Raw genomic sequence first — 14,596 nt, 5'->3', positions numbered from 1 at the left:
TTTACTCGCTTTGTGATCGAACACAGCTGGGAGGCGTACAGACCTGCGCCGGCCGGCACGGCCACTCGGGTCCGTGCCGGCAGACCTTCATCCAGGTCGACAGCCACCCTTCGCGGGAGTGCCTTTCCGCGCGCGTACGGCGACTATCGGGGCGGTGCAGATGATGCCGGTGAGGGCGCTGACGATGGGCGCGGCGGTGGGATAGGCGATCAGGAGGGGGACCGCGCACAGGAGCGAGACCAGAGCGATCGCGGTGGTTCTGGTCGCTCCTCGGTCACGCGCCGGGGTAGGCGTGCGGGCGCGCTCATCCGTGACGGCGAGCGCGGCGGTGGCGAAGGTGAGCACAGTGACCGCGAGGCCAGTGAACATGGCCAGGGCCGGGTCGCTGGTGCTGTGGACCACCGTGAGCGATACGCCGGTGTATGACACCAACGGCGACAGAATCGCAGTGATGATGACGGCGGGGGAATTCGCCCGGATCCTTGGACGCGCGGCGTCGCGATCCGCGCTGTGGCGGGTGTCTGCTGAGTTCATGGGGTGTGGGGCCCTCCGGCCCAGGTGGGATGCCGGTCCGTCCGGAATCGCCGTACCAAGCAGACAGCCTGCGACGTGGTGTTCAGTAGAGCGCGGAACGATCTCTTACCGGTGTCGTACGAAGTGCCGGCGTTGGTGAACGCTCCTTGACGGTGTCATGAAACCTCGGCCTGCGATGAGGACGGGATGCTACCGTATCGACGCTAAGCGTAACGATCGAACACCTTGGAACGCTGTCGAACTCCAACCCGGAGGCTTACGGATGACAGATCCGGCGAACGGTCTGGCAGATGAGGGTCTTGACCCGGCGTCGGTGCGAACTCAGGAGGACCTGGTCAGGCTACTGAACGAGCTGCACACCCAGGCCGGGCGGCCTAGCCTGCGTACGCTGGCGAAGACGGCTCGTGACAACGGAGATCACCTGGCACAGGCGACGGTGTCGGACATGCTGAGTGGGAAACGTATGCCCGGCATGGGAATCCTGGTCGCCTTCGTTCGGGCATGCGGGGTCACCGGCCACGAAAGGCTGGCCGAGTGGCAGCGTGCCTGGATCCGTGTCCAACGCGGGCGGCCCTCTCCGAAAGAGTCCCGGCGTCATGCCATATGGACGACGAATAGTCGCCTCGGCGTGCTATTGGTCGGCTTGATTGTGCTGGCCGCCACAGTTACGACCATGGCGGCGGGGCGTTGGCTCCACGAGCCCCTTCCCCAGCCGAAGCCCACCGCGACGGACAGAATGGCCTCGAAGCTCCCAAGCCCGTCACCCGAGGTCAGCGGCACGCCGTCCGCTAAGAAGTTCAAACCCGATGCCATCTGTAAGTGGCAAGGCGATGGCCGTTGCAAGGCGAAAGTAACAGCGGATCCCACCGGCGCAGCCTCCGACTGTAGTGGGTCAGGGACTCAGGGAAGCGGAAGCTGCCAGGTTCGAGTCAAGTGATCGATCCGTCATTCGCGCCGATGACACCAGGAGGTGGTACCGAGGGCGGGAGCCGTTCGGGGACCGTGACCATCCCGCCAGGTCCTCCAGGGGTTGAAGGTTGACGGCCGGTATCCGGCGGAGGGCTGGGTCGTCGCGCACTTTGCAGATGAGCGGGCACACTCGCCGCGATGGGCGTGGCTGTCGCTCCCCCGGCTTCCCGCAGGTCGTCACCATGCGTGAGCGGACAGCCTGTTCGACGACGAACCAGGCGGTCACCACCGACGGGTGGCGCCAAGCCTCACAGGCGGTGTCCGTGGCCATGCACACGCTTATGGCTGTTGACATGGGGCTCACAATTACTTCGAGAACTGTTGCCTCCCCGCGTTCTACCGACGGACCAGCAGAAAGACCCGGCTACGTGACTGATGGCGCCACCGCACGCCTTCTCGACGACTTCATCACTGCCATACGGCCTGTCGTGCCGTTGGTATCGATGTGGGCGCACGGATCGCTCGCGGGTGGCGACTACCAGCCGACGCGCAGCGATCTCGACCTGGTCGCTGTGCTCAGCCGCGCTTGCACTGCCCAGGAGGAACATCACATCGCTGATGTGCATGAGATTTTGGGCAGGAGCAACCCGCTCGCGGTGAAACTCCATTGCGGCTATCTCCCCGCCGCCGAGGCGGCCGACCCCGCGCGCGCACATCTGGCCTGGGCGCACGAGGAACTTCTGCGCCGTCCCATCACCCCGGTGACCAGACGCGAACTGCACGAATTCGGGCTCGTCTTGTACGGCGAGCCACCAGCGGTGATTCTCCCACCGGTCACCGAGCGGCAGCTCACCGACTTCGTCCTCCACGATCTGAAGACCTTCTGGCGGCCGTCGCTGGACCATCCCGAGTGGTGGCTCAAGGACATCTGGGTCGATCTCGGCCTGCTGACCCTGGCCAGGGCGACAGTGACCCTACGCACCGGAAAGTTGATCAGCAAGCGCGACGCTCTCGGAGTGCTCCAGGAATTGGACGCACCCGCCGAGGTGGTGGAGGACATCCGGCGGCGTCGCTATGGAGATCCGAGGCCTGCCGGGCAACCGTGGCTTGCTTACCGCGCCGAATCGACACTCGCCTTTCTCGGGCCGGCGATCGACCGGCTGGTGGCCGGTCACAAACCGACAGGGACCTCAGCTGAATCGTGACCGCCACGGGACAGCCTCAGCCGGATGTGCGTGGGCGGATCGCGTCGCGCAGGAGGAGTGTGGTGGTCACGCTACTCACCCCGGTCAGGGCGATCGCGAGGCCGACCGGGAGGAATTCCGCGAACACGCCGAAGACGAGGGGTCCGATCTTCTGGAAGGTCATGGTGGTGGTGTTGAGCAGCGCGAAACCCTGTCCCTGGAGGTTGGACGGGACCGCCTCCAGGAAACGTCGCTGCAGGCCGAGCAGGTAGGCGGATCCCACGCCGGTGATTACGTACGCTGCGACGATCGCCGGATGCGGCAGGTCCAGGATGAGCGTGATCGGGGGCGTGCCCGTGACCAGCAGCAGTGGCAGGACGAGTCGTTCCCGGGTGGCAGGCGCGAACGCCCGCCCGACCACGACGTCACCGATGAGCATGCCGACTGACGTGGCTGCCAATAGGAGGCCTGTCTCCGTTGGGCTGAACGCACGCTGCGCGGAGTACGGGATGAGCAGGCTTCCCGCTGCGGCCAAGTACGCGGCGGGCAGGCGGCAGCGCGATCGGGGTCCGGGAGGGCTGAGTGACCTTCCCGTTGACGGTCAAAGGGAACGTGTCAATCCGGATGAACCGGGCCGGGACCATGTGGTCGCGGAGGTCGTCGAGATCCGGGGCACCCAGGCAGTATGCCACCAGAAGTCAGCCCAGCGCGGCCGCCTTGCGCAGCAGCACTGAGCGTTCGCGCTGGTTGGCGCACAGCCGGGCCGCCAGCTCCAGCTCGGCGCGCGCTTCCGGTCGCCGGCCGAGCCGGGCCAGCAGCTCACCGCGTACGGTCGAAACCAGATGCGAACCGGGGAGCCGGTCCAAGGCGATAAGCTCGTCCACCATGGCCAGGGCTTGCGCCGGACCCGAGGCCATGGCCACGGCGACGGCCCGGTTGAGCTCGACCACCGGCGAGGGCGCGACCCGGCCGAGCGCCTCGTAGAGCAGCACGATTCGGTCCCAGTCGGTCGCCTCGACGGAGGGCGCCGACGCGTGGGTGGCGGCGATCGCGGCTTGCAGGCCGTAGGGGCCGAGGCCGCGAGTCGAGGCCTTGGCCAGCGCGGCCAGCCCACGGCGGATCGCCGAGAAGTCCCACCGCCGCCGGTCCTGGTTCTCGAGCAGGACCGGCGAGCCGTCCTGGCCGGTCCTGGCAGGGAAGCGCGCGGCCGTCAGCTCGCACAACGCGAGCAGGCCGTGCACCTCGGGCTCGTCCGGCTGCAGCGCGGCCAGCGTGCGGGCCAGCCGGATCGCCTCGTACGCGAGGTCGGGGCGCAGCAGCCGGTCGCCCGACGTGGCCGTCGACCCCTCGGTGAAGATCACATAAAGGACGCTCAGCACGCCGCCCAGCCGCTCCCGGCGCTCGCCGGCCGCCGGCAGCTCGAACGGCACCCCGGCCGCCGCGATCGTCTTCTTGCCCCGGGTGATGCGGGCCTGCACGGTCGGCACGGGTACCAGGAACGCCCGCGCGATCTCCTCGCTGGACAGGCCGCCGACCACGCGCAGGGTCAGCGCCACCCGGGCCTCCGGGGAGAGCACCGGATGGCAGCTGACGAACATCAGCGCCAGAACGTCGTCGTCGATCTTGTCGGGGTCGATTTCCTCGTCGACCGCCGGGTCGGCCGCCAGCAGGGCGTATCGGTCCTGGAGGGCGGTCCGGCGGCGGATCGCGTCGATCGCCCGCCGCCGGGCCGTGGCCATCAGCCAGCCGGCCGGATTGGCCGGAGGGGCAAGCGGCCATGACACCAGCGCCTCGGCGACCGCCTCCTGGGCCGCGTCCTCGGCCAGCCCGAAATCGCCGGTGAACCGGGTCAGCGCGGCGACGATCCGCGCCGACTCGATCCGCCAGACGGCCTCGACGTCGGCCGTACTCATCAGATCTGGTCGCTGCTCTCGCGCCGGGCGCGCTCCTCGACGAGGTGCTCGTTACCCTCCGGGACCTCGTCGCTCCCGGCCACCCGGCGGACCTCGATCTTGGACCCGCGGACCGCCGGGACCCGCTTGGCCCACTCGACCGCCTCCTGTTTCGAGGCGACATCGAGCATGAAGTAGCCCCCGAACAGTTCCTTGGTCTCGCCGTACGGCCCGTCGGTGACCACCGGGGCCTCGCCGCTGAAGTCGACCACGACACCCCGGCCCGGAAGGTCCAGCCCTTCAGCCGCGAGGAGGACACCGGCCTTGATCATCTCCTCGATGAACCGGCCGGTCGCGGCCATCGACTCGTCGATCGAAGCCATCATGGCCGCGTGCGACTCATCGGTGCCCCGCATGATCAGCATGTACTTCGGCATCGCGTTCTCCTCGTCCAGCGGGGCCGCCTCTCGGCCCTCGCACCCACACGTCGAACGAGCGGCACACGGATCGACACAGTCCCGAAGAAATCTCCCGCAGTGTGCCACCCTACGCTGACGGGCTGGTCGTTCCAGGAACGACGACCAGCCCTCCGATGCGAGTGCGGGATCAGTGAACCGGGTCGGTGACCTGGAGGGAGAAGACGGCTGTCGTGCTGGTGTCAGGTCCGGTGGTCGAGCCGATGATGGTCACCGCGTACGAGCCGGGCGGGGTTTCCGGAGTTGAGGTAAGAGTCATGACGGAGGAGCCGCCCGGTGCCACCGTGCCGGGGTTGAAGGTGGCGGTGAGACCCGGCGGCAGACCGGGGGCGGTCAGGGTGACCGGCTGCGGGGTGCCGTTGATCCATTTGATCGGGACGGTCACGTTGAGCGAACCCCCGGCGGGCATGGTGCCCGATCGCGGAGTGAGGTGGACCTGGAACCCGGGTGTCACCGTTCGGATCACGAGCATGTGGTTGGCGCTGGTGCTCAGGTCGGCCAACCCGGTGGCCACGACGAGGGGAGGCAGGGCGGCCTTGGCCGGGAAGGTCCGGTTGGGCAGGCCGCTACCGTCACCCAGCTGGCCTTCGGCGTTCTCTCCCCACGACCACACCTTGCCGCTGCCGAGCGCGTAGCTGGAGTCCGACCCGGCCGTGATCTGGGAGATGCCGGTGAGAGACGAGATGGGGACGGGGGCCTTGCGGTCGACCTTGTCCCCCGTTCCCAGCGCGCCGTTGGCGTTCCCGCCCCACGTCCAGACGGTTCCATCGGTCCGCAGGGCCATGCTGTGCCGCCACCCGCCGGCGACCGCTTTCACACCGGAGATCCCGGGCACCTTCGCCGGGGTGAAGTGGGCGGTCTGCGTGTTGTCGCCCAGTTGGCCCCAGCCGTTCGAACCCCACGTCCACACCGAGCCGTCAGAGCGCAGGGCCACCGTGTGCGTGTGGCCTCCGGACACATCGGTGACCATGGTCAGACCTGGGACCTGTATCGGGGTCCATCGCGGCGTGTGGGTGCCGTCGCCGAGATTTCCATTGTCGTTCACACCCCACGCCCGCAGCGTGCCGTCGGTACGGATCGCGAACCCGCTGAGAAAGCTCGCTCTGATCGCCTTGACATTGGTCATGGCGCCTTGACTCACAGCCACCAAATCTCACACGTGCGGGACCCTATGTAACCCACCTGGGACGAAAGGAGACCAGAGCCACTCGGAGTCTGAACAACCACCCAAAGTGGTCTACTTGCGGGCCGCCCGCTAACACCTCTCGAATCGGGGCTGACGCCCTGACTGTCGAAGGGCGGCCCGCCCTTCTCGGCTGACGCCGAGCGTTCAGCGTCCTCTGCGCATGTAGGCGCGGAGCGACAGCGGGACGAAGATCACCAGCAGCGCGGCCGACCAGAGCAGGACGGCGGTCACCGGATGCGCGAGTGGCCAGGCCACGTTTCCGGACGGGACGCCCGGGTTGCCGAACAGCTCCCGTGCGGCGGCGGTGAGCGCGCTCACCGGGTTCCAGTCGGCCAGGAAGCGCAGCCAGCCCGGCATGCCGCCGGTCGGGACGAACGCGTTCGACAGCATCGTGAACGGCAGGAACAGCGGCACCATCGCGTCGGCGACCTGGTCGTTCTTCACCGCCAGGCCCACATAGACGCCTGCCCAGCTCAGCGCGTACCGCAGCACGATCATCAGCAGGAACGCCTGGGCCGTGGGGATCAGGCCGCGGTGCGGCTGCCAGCCCACCAGCAGGCCCGCGCCCACCATGACGGCCAGCATCAGCAGGCCGACCAGCAGGTCGGCGCCGGTCTGCCCGAACGGCACCGCCAGACGCGCCATCGGCATGGAGCGGAACCGGTCCATCACACCGCGGGAGGCGTCGGCGGCCATCCGCGTCATGACCCCCATCACCGCGGAGAAGGTCACCATCGCGAACAGGCCGGGCATGAGGTACTCGCGGTAGTCGCCGCCGTCCGGCACCTGGATCGCGCTGCCGAAGACGTACCCGAACAACACCACCATGACGGCCGGGAAGATCAGCGCCGCGACGAGTTCGCCGGGATCGTGCCGCAGCCGTCCCAGCTCGCGGCCGACCAGGGTCAGCCCGTCGGTGAACGTCCACCGCAGGCGGCGGCCCAGCGGCGGGGCGAGGTCGGTCATCAGACCAGTTCCTTCCGGTCGGTGAGGCGCAGGAACACCTCGTCGAGGGTGGGGCGGCGCAGCCCGACGTCGGCCGCGGCGACCCCGGCGCGGTCGAGCTCGCGCACGATGTCGGCGAGCCGGAAGCCGCCGCCCGGCAGGGCGACGCTGAGCCGGTCGGCGCCGGTCATCGTGGGATCGGTCCCGGCCAGGGCTTTCAGCACGGTCGCCGCCGGACCCAGGGCGGCGGGGTCTTCGAGGACGACGTCGAGGCGGTCGCCGATCGTGGCCTTCAGCTCGTCGGGTGTGCCCGTGGCGATCACCTGTCCGTGGTCGACGACGGCGATGTCGTCGGCCAGCTGGTCGGCCTCGTCCAGGTACTGCGTGGTGAGCAGCACCGTGGTGCCCTCCGCCACCAGCTCGCGGACGCTGTCCCAGATCTCGCCGCGGCTGCGCGGGTCCAGGCCAGTGGTCGGCTCGTCCAGGAAGAGCACCTCGGGGCGCAGGATGAGGCTGGTGATCAGGTCGAGGCGGCGCCGCATGCCGCCGGAGTAGCCGGTGACCTGCCGATCGGCGGCGTCCATCAGGCCGAAGCGTTCGAGCAGCTCGTCGGCCCGCCGGTGCGCCTCGCGCCGGGACAGGTGGGAGAGGCGCCCGAACATGCGCAGGTTGCCACGGCCGGTGAGCTTCTCGTCCACGGCGGCGTGCTGGCCCGCGAGCCCGATCCTGGCGCGCACCTTGCCGGCCTCGCGGACGACGTCGTATCCGGCGATGCGGGCGTGCCCGGCATCGGGATCGGACAAGGTCGCCAGGATGCGCACCGCGGTCGTCTTCCCCGCGCCGTTGGGCCCCAGCACGCCGCAGACCGTTCCGCTCGGAACGCTCAGGTCCAGCCCCCGCAGCGCATGGGTGTCGCCGAAGGACTTGTGCAGCCCCTCGGCGAAGACGACCGGATCCGCCATGATTCCTCCACTGGGTACGTTGTACGCGGTTATCTCGGCCAGGCTAAGTTACTGGGTACTATGTACGCAACTAGGGGGTGGAACGGTGACCGACGCCGAGTACGTGAACATCTGGATGCGGCCCGAGCGCCCCGCCCGCGGGCCGAAGCCGGTCTACAGCCGCGCGCAGATCACCGAGGCGGCCGTCCGGATCGCCGACGCCGAGGGGCTGGAGGCCGCCACCATGCGGCGGATCGCCGCCGAGATCGGCGCCGGCGCGATGTCCCTCTACCGGTACGTCCCGAGCCGCGACAACCTGGTCGAGCTCATGGCCGACCGGCTGATGGGCGAGATCGACGTCACGGGCATGCCCTCGGGCGACTGGCGCGCCGACCTGACCCGCTACGCCGACGGGCTGCGGGCCATGTGGCTGAGGCACCCGTGGATCGCCACCGTGCAGCGGTCACTCCCCAGCTTCGGCCCCAACCAGCTGCTCTTGATCGAACGGCTGATGGGAGTGCTCGACGCCTTCGTCTCCATCGACGAGAACCTCGGCCTCGTGGCCCTGCTGACCAGCTACATCGAGGGCACCGTCCGCGAGGAGACCAGCTCGGCCGAGGAAGTCCGCCGCAGCGGCCTCAGCGAGTCGGAGTGGATGGCGCGGAGCTACCCGTACGTCGACCAGCTGGTGAAGAGCGGGGAGTACCCGATCTTCACCAAGATCGTGATGGAGGCGCGCCAGCCGCACCTGAGCCGCGACGACCAGTTCCGCTACGGGCTCCGGCGCGTCCTCGACTGCATCGCCGCGGCCCTCCCGCCAACGGCCGAGTAACAGAACGGGGTATGGCACAAGACATCGCCCTGGAGGTGGAGGCGCTGCGGTTCACCGTGTTCGCAGTGCCGCCTTGCGCTCCTGCCAGCGGCGCATCATCGCGCGGGTCTCGTCCCTGAGGAACTGGATGAGCTCGACCGTCTCGTTCAGCCGGTCGGCCGTTGGTGAGTCGCCCAGGATGGCGATGCCTTCTCGCAGATCGGCCTCGCCTCTTTCGAGGAAACGAGACCCGGGTCGAGCGTCCGCGGGCCGATGCGGGCGACGGGAGGCGCGCATGGCCAGGCACGTGTTGTGGTGCGGAGGAGAGAGATGAACCAACGAGCCAAGGATCGCACGCTCGGGGAACGGCTCGCCGACCTGCTGTGGACGAAGTACGCCCGGCTGCCCGCTTCGACGAGCGACTACAGCGTGACCCGCGACGTGCGGATCCCGATGAGAGACGGCGTCGAGCTGTTGGCGAATCTCCTGGAGCCGAAGGGGCCGGCGTCGGGAACGCTGCTCGTCAGCTCCCCCTACGGCACGAACGCGATGGGGTCGGCCATGACCGGCGGAATGTTCGCAGGCCGCGGTTATCGGGTCGTGCTGGTCCGGTGCCGGGGCACGTTCGGATCGGGTGGAGCCTTCGAACCATTCATGCGGGAAGTCGAGGATGCGGCCGACATCGTCGCTTGGATGCGCGAGCAGCCGTGGTTCGACGGGCGCTTCGCCACCCACGGCTATTCGTATCTCGGCTTCACTCAGTGGGCTTTACTGATGGACCCGCCTCCGGAGCTGGCCACCGCGGTCATCGCGTGCGCGCCGCACAACTTCGGTGCGTTCGTCTACACCGGTGGAGCCTTTCTGCTCAGCACGATGTTCGAATGGTCGTTCGTCGCGACCAGGCAAGAGAAGCCGATACTGCCGCGTATCTTCGCGGTTCTGTCGGCCCGTGGCCGTATCAAGAAGGCCCTGACAGCGCTTCCGCTGGCCGACGCCGCTGAAGAGCTGATGGGCGGGAAGGCGCCTTGGTACCGCGAGTGGATCGGCCGGCGGGACCTGGGCGACCCATGGTGGAAGAGCGCCAACCTGACTGAGGCGCTGGATCGGGTGCGAGTCCCCGTGTTGCTTCAGGGCGGCTGGCAGGACGGCTTTCTCCGCCAGACGCTGGCGGGGTACGCGCGGCTGGCCGATCGTGGCGTCGATGTCGGACTCACCATGGGTCCATGGACGCATGCTCAGGGGGGCGCCGAGGGCGCCCGCGTCCTGCTCCCCGAGGCTCTCGCCTGGTTCGACGAGCAGCTGGCCGGATCCGGTGTCCGGCGCCGCGCCATGCCGGTCAAGGTGTTCGTCAGCGGTCGGAACGAGGGCTGGCGCGACCTTCCGGCCTGGCCGCCGGCGACGGTCGAGCAGATCCTGTATCCCCGCTCCGGCGAACTCCTGGCCCGCTCGACCGGCCGACGCGGGAGAAGTGAGCGAATTCACCTACGACCCGGCCCAGCCGACCCCCACCTACGGCGGCGCGTTCGTCACGCAAGTCTCCCCGGGAGTGACGGCGGGCTACACGGATGACAGCGTGCTCGCCTCGCGTTCCGACGTGCTGGCATTCACGTCAGACCCGTTGACCACGGAGCTCGAGGTCGTCGGCAGCCCGGTTGTAGAACTGGGCCACAGTTCCGACAACCCCTTCGCCGACCTGTTCGTTCGGGTGTCGGAAGTGGATGCCCAAGGCCGCTCACGCAACGTCAGCGACGGGTTCGTCCGACTCGATCCTTCGGCGCCCCAGGGCCTGATTCGTATAGAGCTCGACGCCGTCGCGCACCGGTTCGCGCGGGACAACCGGATTCGGCTGGTCGTCGCGGGCGGGTCGCATCCGCGCTGGGAACCGAATCTGGGAACAGACGACGACCCGGCCACCTCAACGAGAATGCTGCCGTCACACCGGACGATCGACCTGTCGATCTCACGGGTCGTGGTTCCGGTCACCCAATGTCAGGAACTACGCGGGGCTACCAGGCCGGATTCGTAGGCGAGGATGACGAGCTGAGCGCGGTCACGGGCGTGGAGCTTGGTCATGGCCCGGTTGATGTGCGTTTTCGCGGTCAGTGAGCTGATCACCATGCGGTCGGCGATCTGGTTGTTGGACAGGCCCTGCGCGACCAGGGCGACGGCCTCGCGTTCGCGGTTGGTCAGCTCTTCCAGCCCGATGCCGGTGCCGATGCCGCGCGGCTGGGTGACGTACCGGCTGATCAGCTTGCGGGTGATCGACGGGGCGAGCAACGCGTACCGCGTGCAGGAAGTCCTCCGGCACGATGTCCTTGACCAGGAATCCGGCCGCCCCGGCGCGCAGTGCGTTGAAGACGTATCCATCCAGGCCGTAGTTGGTCAGGATGACGACGCGCACCCCGGCCAGGGCCGGATCCGCGACGATACGCCGGGTCAGCTCGATGCCGTCGACGACCGGCATCTGGATGTCGACGAGCGCGACGTCGGGCAGATGTTCCCTGGCCAGAGCCAGGCCAGCCAACCCGTCGCCGGCCTCGGCCACCACCTCGATGTCGTCTTCAAGATCGAGAAGCGCGCGGAACCCGCTGCGCAGAAGCGGCTGGTCGTCCACCAGCAGGACCCGGATCACGATGTTCGATCCACAGGAAGTTCGGCCTGGACGGTGAAGCCGCCCTCGCCGCGCGGCTCCGCGCGCAGGCGACCGCCTAGCGCGGTCACCCGTTCGCGCATCCCGAGCAGCCCGGCACCGGGCACCGGGAGGGTGCCCGGTGCCGCCTTCCCGTCGTCGTCGACGCGGATCGTGAGGGTGCCGGGACAGTAGTCGATCCGGACCGACACGGTGGTGGTGGCGGCGTGCCGGGCGATGTTGGTCAGGGACTCCTGAACGATCCGGTAGACGGTCCCGCTCACCGCGGACGGCACCTCGTGCCGGTGCCCCTCGATCGTCAGCGTCGCGTCCAGGCCACTTGTCCGAGCCCGTTCCACCAGTTCCGCGACCTGGTCGAGCCCACGCGGCGGGGCCGCGCCGTCCTCGCGCAGCGCCTCCAAAGTCGCGCGCAGCTCCCGGGTCGCCTCACGCCCGGCCTCCTGGATCACCAGCAGGGCCTGCGGCACCTGCTCACCACGTCTGCGGGCCACGTGGACGGCGACCTCGGCCTGCACCTTGATGATCGAAATCTGGTGGGTGAGCGAATCGTGCAACTCCCGCGCGATCCGCAGCCGCTCCTCGTCCGCGCGGCGCCGCGCGGTCTCCTCCCGGGTGCGCTCGGCTTCCTCCGCCCGCCGCTCGGCCTGCCGCAACGCCTCACCCGCGGCGCCGGCCGCGATCAGCCAGGCCAGCTCAAGGGCGCCCCGAGCCTGCGCGAACGCCTCCCCCGCGTCGTGCGACCCCGAGGCCAGGGCCGCGACGGGGAGAGCGGCCAGCATGATCACGCTCGCCACCACCGTCACGGTGTGATGTCCCGCTCGCACGGCCGCGTACACCGCGAACAGATACGCGACGGCGGGGACGTCGAAACCGGCCGCCTGGTAACCCACCGCGCACAACCCGGTGACGGCCAGGACGCCGACCGGAGCCCGGCGGCGCGCGGCCAGCCCCAGGCCGCCGGCCACCAGCAACGCGTAGCCGAGCAGGTCGAGGTACATGGCGGAGTGCCGCTCGGACAGCCCGGTGACCAGCAGGATCGCCGCCACCCCGACGGCTGTCGCCCAATCCCTGACACCAGCCCGTCCTGTACCCATGCGCGCACCCTAACCGGATGTCCGCGCGGGCGACTCCTGCGCGCGGATGACCGGCCGACTACCGCACCCGCGGTAGTTTCGCGGCTCCTGCGGCATCCGCAGCACCCGGGCGCGCCATCGGCGGCAGCGTGAATTGCCCGCGTCCGCCGGACGACCGGCGGGGGGTCCAGCGGACATCATCAAGCGACGCCCACTCGCAGCGGAAGAAGGAGAACCCTCATGTCAGTCCGATTCATGCTGGCCGTGGCCGCGGCCGCCTTGGTCGAAGGTATCGTGCTTGCCACACCGGCGGCCGCGCACCTCATGGTCCAGCCGGTCCCCGCCGACGCCTACGCCTTGACCGCCGGGCGTCTGTGGGCCTCGGCGGCCGCGTTGCTGGGGCTGGCCGGCGCGATCATCGGCGGGCTGGCTCTGGCCCGCTCCACCGGTCGTATCGGCACCGGCAAGGGACGAAGGGGTGCCATCGTGGCCCTGGTGGCGGGGCTGGCCGGCGTGGTCATCGGCGGGCTGGTCGTGGCCGCCGCCGAAGGCGGTCCCGGCACCGGCTACGGCATAGTCGGGGGCTTCGTGGCCTTGGTGGTGGGGCCGATCGCCCTGATCCTCGGCGGGCTGGCTCTGGCCCGCGCCCGCCGCACCGGACGGCAATCCGCGCGGGCCTCGTAGCCGGGCCCGGAGAGCCGGATTTCGGCGCCCAGAAACCCATCTTTCGGCCAGCGGGTAGCCGCCAGCGGAAGGGTCGGTGAATTGGATCGTCGCGTGTTGCCCGGTGTGGAGCGATCACTGCAGGGTTGAGGAACGACCGCCGTTCCCCCCTCCAATGACGGAAGTGCTTCCCCGTGCGTCTGCTGGCGTTCCTCACCGCTCTTGTTGTCCTGCTCCTCGCCGCGGCCCCGGCGCAGGCGCACGTCCGCGCGACCGAGGTCGCGATCGACCTCCGCGGCCAGGGCGACGGCGTCGCGGCCGTCGTCGACGTGGAGTACGACATCCTGGCCCGGCTGCTGGGTCTCGACGGTGTCCTGAGCCCGGACGCGGTCGGCGCGGACGGCGCCGCCGTCGAGGTGCCGACCGAGGTGCGGCGCAGTTCGCTGGACGCGCACGCGAGCGAGGCGGCCGGGTACGTCGGCGAGCGGCTGCGGCTGAGCCGCGGCTCGATCGGGTGCACCGCTCAGGAACACGCCCGCGTCGAACTCGCCGACTCCGGCGCGGTGCAGGTCGCGCTCGCCTACGCCTGCCCGGCGTCCGGCGCGCTCACCGTCCGCAGCGACATCTTCCGCGCCTCCGACGGCGTCGTCGACGAGACCACCACGCTGGTCGCCTACGACGTCGACGGCCACCGCGGTTCCGCGTTGCTCGACACCGCCCACACCAGCGTCACGGTGGGGAACACCGACCTGCTCAGTGAGATCCCGCAGTTCATCCGGCTCGGGGCGGAGCACCTGCTCTTCGGGCTCGACCACGTCCTGTTCCTGCTGGCGCTGCTGCTGGGCGCGAAGCGGCTGCGCGACGTGGTCGAGGTCGCCACGGCCTTCACGGCCGCGCACTCGGTGACCCTGGTGCTGGCCGCGATCGGCTGGGTCAGCGTGCCCGGGTGGATCGTCGAGCCGCTCATCGCGCTGTCGATCGCGTTCGTCGCGCTCGACAACCTGCTCTCGCCGAGGACGAGCCACCGGCTGCCCGTGGTCTTCGGCTTCGGGCTGCTGCACGGGCTCGGCTTCGCGGGCGCGCTCAGCGTCGACGGGCCGCCGTCGGCCTCGACGCTGGCCGACCTGATCTCCTTCAACGTCGGCATCGAACTCGCCCAGTTGACGATCATCGCGGTCGCCTTCCCTGCGCTGCTGTTCCTGCGCAGGGCCGCGACCACGCCCGTCGCCGCCCGCGCCCTCACGCTCGGCACCGTCGCCGCGGCCGTCGCCGTCGCCGGTGCCGGTCTGGTCTGGTTCGTGGAACGTTCTCCCCTCCTGACCTGACACCCAC

At 69.4% G+C, this 14,596-nt stretch carries 15 protein-coding genes and 1 pseudogene; 6 read left to right on the top strand and 10 right to left on the bottom strand.

Annotation, left to right across the window (positions count from 1 at the left end):
- Positions 1-87: 87 nt before the first annotated feature.
- Entirely contained in the window at positions 88-432 is a 345-nt protein-coding gene (locus Acor_RS24945) for a hypothetical protein (protein ID WP_155339168.1), read from the bottom strand.
- Between the two features lie 1,439 nt (positions 433-1,871).
- On the opposite strand from Acor_RS24945, the gene Acor_RS24940 reads away from it, so the two are divergent.
- On the top strand, positions 1,872-2,648 hold the full coding sequence (locus Acor_RS24940; protein WP_155339167.1) for a nucleotidyltransferase: 777 nt from the start codon (positions 1,872-1,874) through the stop codon (positions 2,646-2,648).
- Positions 2,649-2,664: 16 nt separating this feature from the next.
- Here Acor_RS24940 and Acor_RS24935 read toward each other — a convergent pair whose 3' ends face one another.
- The 6 genes from Acor_RS24935 to Acor_RS24910 all read right to left on the bottom strand — a co-directional run bounded on the left by Acor_RS24935 (position 2,665) and on the right by Acor_RS24910 (position 8,088).
- Positions 2,665-3,066, bottom strand: a complete 402-nt coding sequence (locus Acor_RS24935; protein ID WP_155339166.1) for an MFS transporter — start codon at positions 3,064-3,066, stop codon at positions 2,665-2,667.
- A 259-nt stretch (positions 3,067-3,325) separates the two neighbouring features.
- Positions 3,326-4,540, bottom strand: a complete 1,215-nt coding sequence (locus tag Acor_RS24930; protein ID WP_155339165.1) for an RNA polymerase sigma factor — start codon at positions 4,538-4,540, stop codon at positions 3,326-3,328.
- On the bottom strand, positions 4,540-4,956 hold the full coding sequence (locus Acor_RS24925; protein ID WP_155339164.1) for a YciI family protein: 417 nt from the start codon (positions 4,954-4,956) through the stop codon (positions 4,540-4,542). Before Acor_RS24925 ends, Acor_RS24930 begins: the two co-directional genes overlap by 1 nt.
- A gap of 169 nt (positions 4,957-5,125) precedes the next feature.
- Positions 5,126-6,121 carry an RCC1 domain-containing protein gene (locus Acor_RS24920; protein WP_155339163.1) on the bottom strand — a complete coding sequence of 332 codons (996 nt, stop codon included), beginning with the start codon at positions 6,119-6,121 and terminating at the stop codon, positions 5,126-5,128.
- 204 nt (positions 6,122-6,325) lie between these two features.
- Positions 6,326-7,147 (bottom strand): ABC transporter permease, encoded by an 822-nt coding sequence (locus Acor_RS24915; RefSeq protein ID WP_155339162.1) that lies wholly within the window; start codon positions 7,145-7,147, stop codon positions 6,326-6,328.
- A complete protein-coding gene (locus Acor_RS24910) occupies positions 7,147-8,088 on the bottom strand; it encodes an ATP-binding cassette domain-containing protein (RefSeq protein ID WP_170317064.1) in 942 nt (313 codons plus the stop codon). The genes Acor_RS24915 and Acor_RS24910 overlap by 1 nt, the downstream gene beginning before the upstream one ends.
- 85 nt (positions 8,089-8,173) lie before the next feature.
- Between Acor_RS24910 and Acor_RS24905 the strand changes: the two genes are divergently transcribed.
- Positions 8,174-8,899 carry a TetR/AcrR family transcriptional regulator gene (locus Acor_RS24905; protein ID WP_155339160.1) on the top strand — a complete coding sequence of 242 codons (726 nt, stop codon included), beginning with the start codon at positions 8,174-8,176 and terminating at the stop codon, positions 8,897-8,899.
- Between the two features lie 51 nt (positions 8,900-8,950).
- Here Acor_RS24905 and Acor_RS24900 read toward each other — a convergent pair whose 3' ends face one another.
- Positions 8,951-9,175: a hypothetical protein gene (locus Acor_RS24900; protein WP_155339159.1), complete on the bottom strand. Its 225-nt coding sequence runs from the start codon at positions 9,173-9,175 to the stop codon at positions 8,951-8,953.
- A 33-nt stretch (positions 9,176-9,208) separates the two neighbouring features.
- Here Acor_RS24900 and Acor_RS45560 point away from each other — a divergent pair, with 33 nt between their 5' ends.
- Both Acor_RS45560 and Acor_RS45555 read left to right on the top strand, forming a co-directional pair.
- Entirely contained in the window at positions 9,209-10,447 is a 1,239-nt protein-coding gene (locus tag Acor_RS45560) for a CocE/NonD family hydrolase (RefSeq protein ID WP_218034459.1), read from the top strand.
- The gene (locus Acor_RS45555) at positions 10,347-10,904 is read left to right on the top strand and encodes a CocE/NonD family hydrolase (RefSeq protein WP_218034458.1); all 558 of its coding nucleotides are present in this window, start codon (positions 10,347-10,349) and stop codon (positions 10,902-10,904) included. The genes Acor_RS45560 and Acor_RS45555 overlap by 101 nt, the downstream gene beginning before the upstream one ends.
- On the opposite strand, the pseudogene Acor_RS24890 reads toward Acor_RS45555, so the two are convergent.
- Together Acor_RS24890 and Acor_RS24885 are read right to left on the bottom strand one after the other, a co-directional pair.
- Positions 10,868-11,510, bottom strand: a pseudogene (locus tag Acor_RS24890) (response regulator). The gene Acor_RS45555 and the pseudogene Acor_RS24890 overlap by 37 nt on opposite strands.
- Positions 11,507-12,622 (bottom strand): sensor histidine kinase, encoded by a 1,116-nt coding sequence (locus tag Acor_RS24885; protein WP_155339158.1) that lies wholly within the window; start codon positions 12,620-12,622, stop codon positions 11,507-11,509. Before Acor_RS24885 ends, Acor_RS24890 begins: the two are co-directional and overlap by 4 nt.
- A 219-nt stretch (positions 12,623-12,841) precedes the next feature.
- On the opposite strand from Acor_RS24885, the gene Acor_RS24880 reads away from it, so the two are divergent.
- Both Acor_RS24880 and Acor_RS24875 read left to right on the top strand, forming a co-directional pair.
- A complete protein-coding gene (locus Acor_RS24880) occupies positions 12,842-13,285 on the top strand; it encodes a DUF6223 family protein (RefSeq protein WP_155339157.1) in 444 nt (147 codons plus the stop codon).
- Between the two features lie 173 nt (positions 13,286-13,458).
- Positions 13,459-14,589, top strand: coding sequence for a HupE/UreJ family protein (locus tag Acor_RS24875; RefSeq protein ID WP_155339156.1), 1,131 nt, complete (start codon positions 13,459-13,461; stop codon positions 14,587-14,589).
- The last annotated feature ends 7 nt before the right edge of the window (positions 14,590-14,596 follow it).

It is taken from the genome of Acrocarpospora corrugata, from assembly GCF_009687845.1.
In the GTDB taxonomy this organism is placed as follows: domain Bacteria; phylum Actinomycetota; class Actinomycetes; order Streptosporangiales; family Streptosporangiaceae; genus Acrocarpospora; species Acrocarpospora corrugata.
Note: the sequence above shows the minus strand (reverse complement) of the source record. Positions and strands in the feature narration are given on the sequence as shown.